This window comes from Moorena sp. SIO2C4, from assembly GCF_010672485.1.
Lineage (GTDB): Bacteria > Cyanobacteriota > Cyanobacteriia > Cyanobacteriales > Coleofasciculaceae > Moorena > Moorena producens.
The window spans coordinates 1-8,633 of sequence record NZ_JAAHGN010000216.1; the positions used below are offsets into that span (position 1 = coordinate 1).

Genomic DNA, 8,633 nt, shown 5'->3' on the forward strand with positions numbered 1-8,633 from the left:
GACGGAAAGTAAAAGTCATCTTCGGTGTCATTGTAGTCACCATGGGTGATGATAACAACTTGCTGCATCACATGGTGTTGGAGTTCTGGATTAGGCACAGGAAAATTGAGAAGTTCCTTAGCTGTAATAGATTTGTAAACTTGTCTAGGAGGAATAGAAAAGTCAATAATGGAAGCTAGTCCAAAAGGAGGAGCAGATTGATTGAAAGGAATCAGCCCTTGATTGTGAGTCTTTCCTGGCTTTAGATAATCACTGACTTGGGACTGAAAATCTACTGTACTGTTTAATGTTGGCTGGGGTAAACTATCTGAAGATGACTGGTGATTGAGCAGATGAGCTACTGCTAGCTGATAGGCAAACGGACATGACTCGTCTATACAGGTGGGATCTAGAGGCTGTTCAATAGTCCAAGGCTCAAAGTCTATGTACCCTTCTAAACTCCATTTGCGACTAGCGACTTTATCTTGTTTATCTGTTGCTAGCACAAACCAAGTATTCTGCTTTTCCACAGCAGAGCGAATGGCTTGATCAAGGTTTTCGTATCTAGGTTGGTAGATATGCCGACTGTAGTAAATGCCGATTACTTGAGCATTCAAGGCGTATAGGTGTCTTACCAACTTGGCTAAGTATTCGGAATCAATCAACTTACCTTGTGTGCTTTCTATTGCTTCATCAGCTTGATCTAGAGATTCCTGATCGATGGCAACTAACAAAACAGGCGCTAAGGTATGCTTTGGTACTTGATTCGTCAAATTACGATAGACAGCTTGAACTAACGCTCGGATATCGAACAATAATTCTACTTGAATAGCTGGGATGACGCTCAGCAGTAAAACTGTTCCCAATGCGATCGCTTCTGGTCTTGTCGGTAACCACTGCAGCAGCATTTTCTTCCAATCAAACCGCTCAATGCGATAGGGAATCAAACCGGGAGGATTAAATAAAGAGGGCAGCAGATAGGCAGAGGGATAGGCAAATTTCTCTACGGATTGGAGATGTTGACAGGCTTCGAGTAGTGCATCGTAAACATCTCTATGGTCAGCTAGGGGCTTACAGAACTGCTGGAGAAAACTCTGAGCCACATCATTGCGAATGGGTTCCCGCATCACTATTACCTGTAACCCAAGTTTAATCAGAGAGTTGGCAATGCTCAGACCACTGCAGGAGTTGAAAATGGCCAGCTGCAATCTATGTTCTCTAGCTTGAGTTAATTTTTCTTCGAGTTCACTAATCGACAGGGATATATTCGGAGCGATCGCAAGTCTTCCTCCTGTGGTTGTGGTTTCATCGCTATGTCCAGCAAAGAACAGCACATCCCAGCCTCGTTGATCACAGATAGCATTAGCAATTTTGGTTTTGATATCGACATGGTTTTCATGGGGTTGCCAGGTTACTCGCTCGACCTCAGCAATAGACTTAAGCGATCGCACAGCTTTCCAATCATCCTGCAACGGTAGTCTGGGATCATCTCCGAAGATAGCTAGAATGCGGGTTTTTCTAAGGTGCGCGTTCCCTAGCGCTTTGAAAAAGCGCGGGGTCGCACTGCAAGCTGTCAGGGGCTTAGTACAAGCAATGGGATCCGGATTATCCATAGCGCTTCTGAAAATGCGAACCCTCCCCAGGGGTGTGCCTTCAGGAGCAAGTTCCCAAGTTTCCCATGGTAACCGTTCCATTTCTATAGAGTCACAAGCTACGAAAATATCAACACTGGGGTGAGTACCAATCCCCTTGCCGTCTTCCGATATCAAGTGAGCAACACGAGTGAATTCGTCTCGAATCCGCTGTTGAATCTTACGAACCTCGCCTTCTCCTAACCAACGCTGGAAAGCATTGAGGAACTCTCTTTCTGCCTCCATCAAATCATAACATGGGTCACCTGAACCAGGATTAATTCTGCCACTATCTCCTATAGGTTTCACTGACGTAAATTCGTAAAACCTAGTGTAGCGCTGTCGCCACCGTTGATAACATCTTTGTATTTCCTGGCAATAGTTCAGGCTGGCAGATAGCTGCCTTCTTCTGTCATCCCATAGCAGCAAAAAGAAACAAGAATTATCATCTTTTTTATCCCAAATTTTAATTTCAAAAACTGTAGTCATTACCCAAAATAATCCTCGGATATTTTTATGAAATTTCCCTGTTGACAGATTCGATGTTCCCTGTTTCATTTTTAATCAATAACTGAAAATGCTGTTTAACTAGGATCGAATGCATAAGGAGATAAGGTCTGTGCTGAACTATCCGGTGGGATAATAGTTACAACAAATTTTTCATCTGAGCGTCCTTCCACACGGGCAAACAAAAATGGATCATCAAGCGCTGATACAGGCTCATGTATAATAGACCTTAGATTGCTAACTTGTAGCTTGAATCCATCAGGTAAAGGAGTACCAAGCTGGGTTCCTAAAATTAGCAGCAATGACCATTTTGGGGGAGGAATTGGAGAGTCAATCGGCCAGGTGACGGCACATAGTCGTAAAGCAATTTCACCTAAATCAATGTCCTGATAGGATCGACCTGGTTCGGGAGGAATGTCCATTCCTTGATATCTAAGCTCATTAATCACATTATCGAATTTATCAATTGACCGAAATACCGATGAATTCGCAGTAATGGTTTCAGGGATAAACAATCCTAAACCTTGAGCCAATTCGTCTAATTTACCCTCCAACCATTCCTGGGTATTGATAGCCTTTTGAGTTAGGATAGTAAATACTTCTGTAATCCGAATCGAAAGGGACTTTGTTCTGTGGGAAGTTAGTTGCCACTGATATAACAAATCCAGTAATTCAGGACTTTGGAGTATAGTCAGCCCTTGCTCCCAAGTTAAGGTTTGCCAAAGAGTTTGCTCAGGATATTGTAGGCGATCTAATAATGTTTCTAATGTTTCCAAGTCAGGTTGATTCAGAGATAGCCTAGGGAGTGAATTAGGGGAAGTTACTGGTAGCTCAATGGCAGCGGAATCCAAGAAACGTAAATAAAAGAGTAGGTGATTTGGCTCAGGATCAAACAATGATAGAGGTAAACTATAGTTCCAATCAACTTCAGGATGTAAATTACAAACTTGTCGATAATTAACCAGTTCGTCGTAACGGATAAAGCCTCGAATAATAGCAGTTTCTAGCTCTTCTTGCACTTCAATTACAACATAGAAATGAGCAGCAAATTCTGGTAAATCAATGGCGGCTATCGGTACAGTGACTACTTCATCAATTAAACTCTCACTGGTAAGTAAACAAATCTTAAATTCGCCTACGATAAGATTACATACCGCTTCAATCACATTAGCGTATTTAGGTTGTCGTAAAGAACAACAATTATGAGATATCAGGATATTAGATAACTTTTCCTCTAACCATTGTGTAAAACTAAGTAATCCTAGTCCATTCAGATAGGTTTGCCATTGGCGTGCTTCTGAGATGACTTGATTGCTCATTTGTACTGCTTGCTCAAACTGTTCGGACTCTAACCAAATACATTCTGGTTGCACAAGCCTGAGGTCGGTGGAATTAACAGAATAACTAGTCATGATTTTCCTGGATCGCTTTCTCAAGGTAGCGGCATAGTCGCTGGGTATATAGGCTATTAGTAGAACGGTTTTTCCCTGTCATGATTTCTGCAGCTGCTTCTTGGAAGACTTCAGCATCCACGAAAGCTTCTAGGTGTTCCATTAGGTTTTTAAAATAGTCTGGATCCCTAGACATATTTGCTAGATTAAACTGATGTGCTGCATGGGAGATAATGTGGAAAAGTTTGTCTATTGTCCAAAACCGCACCCGATTGAGCAGATCCTTTGGATTTAGCACCAGGCTCACTTGGGACTGATTGGTCATTCCTAAAATAGAGGCAATCTCGGCTTGAGATTTACCGCGACAGTAGATCAGTTCAAGACCTGATATAACCTTTGATGCAAAACGGGCATAACTTCGACTGCGCTGTAGCTTGGTAATGTGGTCCGTTAGCCCTTGCTCTATCCCCAAATCCAAACAGGCTATGAGTTGCTGACCACAGAATTGCTGTAATTCTTGTCGTGCGATCGCATCTAAAGGGTTGGTAAAATTTCGGTCTGGTAACTCTCGGTTCCGTCCAGTATCCGGATCCGACACCTCTAGGGGTTCCGATGGCGGAAATCCGCTGCGAATCCATATGTCATATTGCCGTAGCAGTCTGGCTAGATGTTTGAGTTCATCCCTCAGCTGTACTAGAGAGTTGACAATTACCGATTTTTCCTGCAAGAGGTGTCTCATTTCTTCAAGTTGAGACTGAGTGGGATCCGGACAACGTCTAGCTTTTTTTGTTGGCTGTTGGCGTCTGTCCCTACGGTACACCCCATGAAAGGCTTCTAGGATATTGCGATCGCGTGGCAAGAGTTGTTCAAATTGTGTCGGTCTAGCTCGATTCAGCAGCGCCCAGTCACTGAGAAAACAAAGTCCCCGCTCCGATAAGAAGTCTTTGAGTTTGGGATTTTGTTTGGTTTGATAGTAGACCCAATCATCTAACCTAGACTTGGATGGGGAATTCAGATTATATTTTCGTAATACTTCAACGGTAAAAAATTGGTAATCGGTTTTTTTGGTTTCCCTATCGCCATTCAGGATAAGTTGAGTTGTACCATCCTGATCTAAGATGATGAGTACTTTACCATCATCATCAAGCACAAATGGCAGCAAATCCCGATAGGTGAAGTGATGACTAGCGCTATATAAACTAGCGAGTTTCTTGCAAGCTTTCAGGATTGGGTAAGAGACATAGCAACGAAGACAAAGTCCTGCTCTAGCACGACTTATGGGTGACCCAGACGCCTCAGGGTGAAACCAGGCGTATAGGGAGGTTTGAATGTCCCGATGCTGCTCCACCGACAAATGCGTTCGCGTTTCTGGAGCATCTAATTCTAGACACTTCTGTTGAAAAAACTCCCATGCCAGCGGTAGTAACAGTTTTTTGTAACCACACCCAACACTAGCAGGATCAAGTCTTAAAATTTCCCAATATCTCGATAGAGGCACCATCCTTACACTTTTGCTTAGCTGTGCCATATTGTCTCATACAGATCCTTAGGTTCGCAGTACCCAAACGGGTAATTTTTTCCAAAAGATGATATGGTAAAATTGCGCTTTTTTTGGCCACAAGATAAAGACAAAGTGTAAGCATTCAGCTGTCAGCTGTCAGCCGTCAGCCATTGGCCTTGGGCTGATACGCGACACGCTGATAGCTGACGCCAAAGTTGAGATCAAGTTCCGTTAATCACTTATCAAATAGTCCCTGGATTTTTGGGTCAGGGTAATCCCTAATGGCTAATCATTATTGCTAGGATTACTAGTCTAATGAGGCACAAAAAAATTTTTTTTTATACTCCCTCGGTGCCCTTGACCCGTAATTAAATTCGCCACGGGTAGCACCGCTCCCGACTCCCTCGGTGCGCTTTCCGTAGGCGAATTAAATTCGCCACGGGTCGCACCGCTCCCGACTCCCGACTCCCTGTTTCCTAAAACCAAGAATAAAAGTACCTCACATGACCGATAAATTACCACCAATTTACTTCTACATTCCTCAGGGTTTCTGGCCGGACACCATGCCCAAAAGTGCCGATGAGAACTGGAAAGGCTTTGGGATTGGTATCTATGCCTGGACTTTACAAACCTATCTACGCCTGAAAGCCGATGGTTTCCCTTGCGAACTAGTAGCAGAATTGCCCAGAGAAGGGATTGTCCTGAGCCACCGCAATTGCTTACGAGCTCACAAAAACCAGCTCAAGCCAGGACCAAAGTTATTGCTGATTTGTATTAAAGCTGAACAAAGACCCTATCCCTATGCTCAACTCCATGTGGTACAAAATCCTCTGGAAACAATGCATTTGCGCAATAGTTACTACCTACCCCACTGGACTCAGCCAGGGTTAATTCAGCGCCATCCAGCACGATGCGATCGCTTTAAAACCATCGCCTTCTTTGGTCATGAATTTAATCTCGCGCTACAGTTAAAGCATCCCTCCTGGCAACAACAACTCCAAGCACTAGGGTTATCTTGGCAACCAGTAATCAATAGCAATCGTTGGCATGACTATAGCAACCTAGACAATCGCTGGCATGACTACAGTCAGATTGATGCTATTGTGGCTGTGCGTAGCTTTGAGGGCAACACAGGCTGCCTCCACCGCAATTACCTGACCAAACCAGCTACCAAACTCTACAATGCTTGGCTAGCGGGGGTTCCTGCTATTCTCGGATGTGAAGCTGCTTATCAAGTAGAACGCTATAGCCCACTAGACTATCTGGAAGTGGCTACCCCTAGCGCGTTAATTTCAGCCCTTAAGCGGTTGAAAGAAGAGCCTAATTTACGTAGCGCTATGGTTAATAATGGTCGAATTCGTGCCAAAGCGATTACCCCTTCAAGTACTACCAAGAAGTGGCGTTATTTCTTAGAAACTATTGCCTTACCTGCCTATTATCGTTGGTGCAATCAATCTCATTGGTCTCAACAGATTACCTTGGGACAGGGTTATATTGGCTTTCAGGGAAATCGAGTTAAAAATAAACTAACAAGAGTTTTATTGGCTAGCAACAATTCCATATAAAAGTCGATGGCAAATGGATTTTGGTACATGGGTTTTATCTCCTTATTATATAACATTTATCAATTTGCTGATGTACTTACACCGCTGGTTTTTAGGGAATAGGGAGTATAGATGCAGCCCTTTTTTAGCAACCAATAGTTTAACCTATCATTGTAAAACGCTATACTTAAACTAGATACTAACCCAATACTACTTATTAACCAGTCCCAACTATGGTTCAAGCAGTATCAAAACTATTAACCTTTGATGAATTCTTAGAACAGTACCCAGAGGATGGAGGAAACTATGAACTTCGGAATGGTAGAATTGTAGCTATGCGTCCCACCGGTTTCCACGAACAAGTAGCAGCTCTCATCGCCAGAAAGATAGATGTTGACATTGAGAGACTTTCACTACCCTACTTTATTCCTCGAACTTGTCTTGTCAAACCCTATCAAGAGGGAGAAGGCTATTTACCAGATATCATTGTATTGGATAAACAAACTGTTGCGGAAGATCCATACTGGAAAAAAGCGATGCAGAGGTGCGACCCGTGGCGAATTTAATTCGCCTACGGAAAGCGCACCTAAGCGGTCTTGGGGGTCCCCCCCATGAGCGACTGCATCAAGACAGGTCAAGTATCTCAATCGGTAAATCAGCTAAGTTAATCGTGGAAGTCGTTAGTACCAACTGGCAAGATGACTATCTAACCAAACTGGCTGAATATGAAAAATTTTGCATTCCAGAATACTGGATTGTTGACTATAAAGCTCTGGGAGGAACCCGATACATTGGGTCTCCTAAAATTCCTACAGTTTGGATATACGAGTTAGCTGATAATGAATATAAAGAAGGCAAAACCTTTACAGGCTGTGAATCTATTGAATCACCAACTTTCCCAGAACTAAAACTAACTGTTGACCAGCTGGTCAAGGCCGGAACATAAATCTTTAGTGGCTCTACCGAAGTAAAATACGACATATTAGGGGATAACAATAATGAAACTATTCTACTACCAATATTCATCGAAACGATTCCCTGGTGGTCTCAATAACTTCGGCGATGACCTAAACCCTTGGCTATGGCAACAGTTAATCCCTAACTTACTAGATGAGGATGAAAGCACCGCCTTTGTTGGAATCGGTACCCTCCTAAATAATTTACTCCCCAAGCGTTTACCCAATGCTAGCCGAATCATCATTTTTAGTAGCGGAGTCGGTTATGAAAAGTTACCAAAACTCCAAGATTCCTGGACAATTTACTGTGTAAGAGGACCCCTCTCCGCCAAAGCCTTAGACATTTCCCCTCAATTAGCCGTTACCGATGGAGCAGTGCTAGTCAGACGACTCTTCCATCCAACCAGTCAAAAAATCCATCAATTTGCCGTTATGCCCCATGCTAAATCTGCCAGATATGGCGGTCAAGCCTGGCATCAAATTTGTGAACAAATCGGCTTTAAGTATATTGACCCTAGTTTGCCTGTCGAGCAAGTATTATCTGCCATCAGCAAAACCAACATCTTACTAACAGAAGCTATGCATGGAGCCATTGTAGCCGATGCCCTACGAATTCCTTGGATTCCCATCTGCACTAATCCAACTATATTGGCATTTAAATGGCAGGATTGGTGCTTATCCGTTGGTTTGAAATACCAACCCCAATATATCATGCCTCTTTGGGATTTATATCCTAGAACAGCACGGGGAATTCGTTCCTCAATCCGTTATGCTCACTTTTGGTTTAATTGGCTCAAACAAGATCAGTTGCGTTCAGTCAAGACACTTTGGGGTGAAAAACAACAATTAATCGCTACTCAACTATTCAGAATCGCTCAAACTACATCTCCCTACTTAAGTAATGACCATCGGATCGAGCAACTTACCACTCAATTGGAAGAAAAATTAGATAAATTGAAATCAAGGATGACTTATCAAGAATGAATTATCAATTTTGGGGTTGCTGAACTAAGGAATGTAATGATATCAAGTAACCTTCTATCAGTGAAAAATTCCCGATTCCCGTTCCCCTCCTGGGAGGGGTTAGGGGTGGGTTCCGATTCCCGATTCCCGTTCCCCTCCTG

General features: G+C 43.1%; 7 protein-coding genes. 4 read left to right on the plus strand and 3 right to left on the minus strand.

The genetic code is table 11. The features are described 5' to 3' along the window. From F6K20_RS13735 to F6K20_RS13745, 3 genes are all read right to left on the minus strand, one after another. On the minus strand, nt 1-2,099 hold a 2,099-nt coding region (locus F6K20_RS13735), incomplete at its 3' end, for a CHAT domain-containing protein (RefSeq protein ID WP_287295009.1). Between the two features lie 95 nt (nt 2,100-2,194). Next, on the minus strand, nt 2,195-3,529 hold the full coding sequence (locus tag F6K20_RS13740; protein WP_008178479.1) for a DUF1822 family protein: 1,335 nt from the start codon (nt 3,527-3,529) through the stop codon (nt 2,195-2,197). Next, nucleotides 3,522-5,036 (minus strand): hypothetical protein, encoded by a 1,515-nt coding sequence (locus F6K20_RS13745; RefSeq protein WP_287295011.1) that lies wholly within the window; start codon nt 5,034-5,036, stop codon nt 3,522-3,524. The genes F6K20_RS13740 and F6K20_RS13745 overlap by 8 nt, the downstream gene beginning before the upstream one ends. Nucleotides 5,037-5,512: 476 nt before the next feature. Between F6K20_RS13745 and F6K20_RS13750 the strand changes: the two genes are divergently transcribed. The 4 genes from F6K20_RS13750 (at nt 5,513) to F6K20_RS13760 (ending at nt 8,493) form a co-directional block, all read left to right on the plus strand. Next, nucleotides 5,513-6,574: a hypothetical protein gene (locus F6K20_RS13750; RefSeq protein ID WP_008178477.1), complete on the plus strand. Its 1,062-nt coding sequence runs from the start codon at nt 5,513-5,515 to the stop codon at nt 6,572-6,574. A gap of 212 nt (nt 6,575-6,786) precedes the next feature. Beyond that, the gene (locus F6K20_RS39940) at nt 6,787-7,119 is read left to right on the plus strand and encodes a Uma2 family endonuclease (RefSeq protein WP_008178476.1); all 333 of its coding nucleotides are present in this window, start codon (nt 6,787-6,789) and stop codon (nt 7,117-7,119) included. Beyond that, nucleotides 7,107-7,499: a Uma2 family endonuclease gene (locus F6K20_RS39945; protein ID WP_008178474.1), complete on the plus strand. Its 393-nt coding sequence runs from the start codon at nt 7,107-7,109 to the stop codon at nt 7,497-7,499. The genes F6K20_RS39940 and F6K20_RS39945 overlap by 13 nt, the downstream gene beginning before the upstream one ends. Nucleotides 7,500-7,551: 52 nt before the next feature. Next, a complete protein-coding gene (locus F6K20_RS13760) occupies nt 7,552-8,493 on the plus strand; it encodes a polysaccharide pyruvyl transferase family protein (RefSeq protein WP_008178472.1) in 942 nt (313 codons plus the stop codon). Nucleotides 8,494-8,633 lie beyond the last annotated feature (140 nt).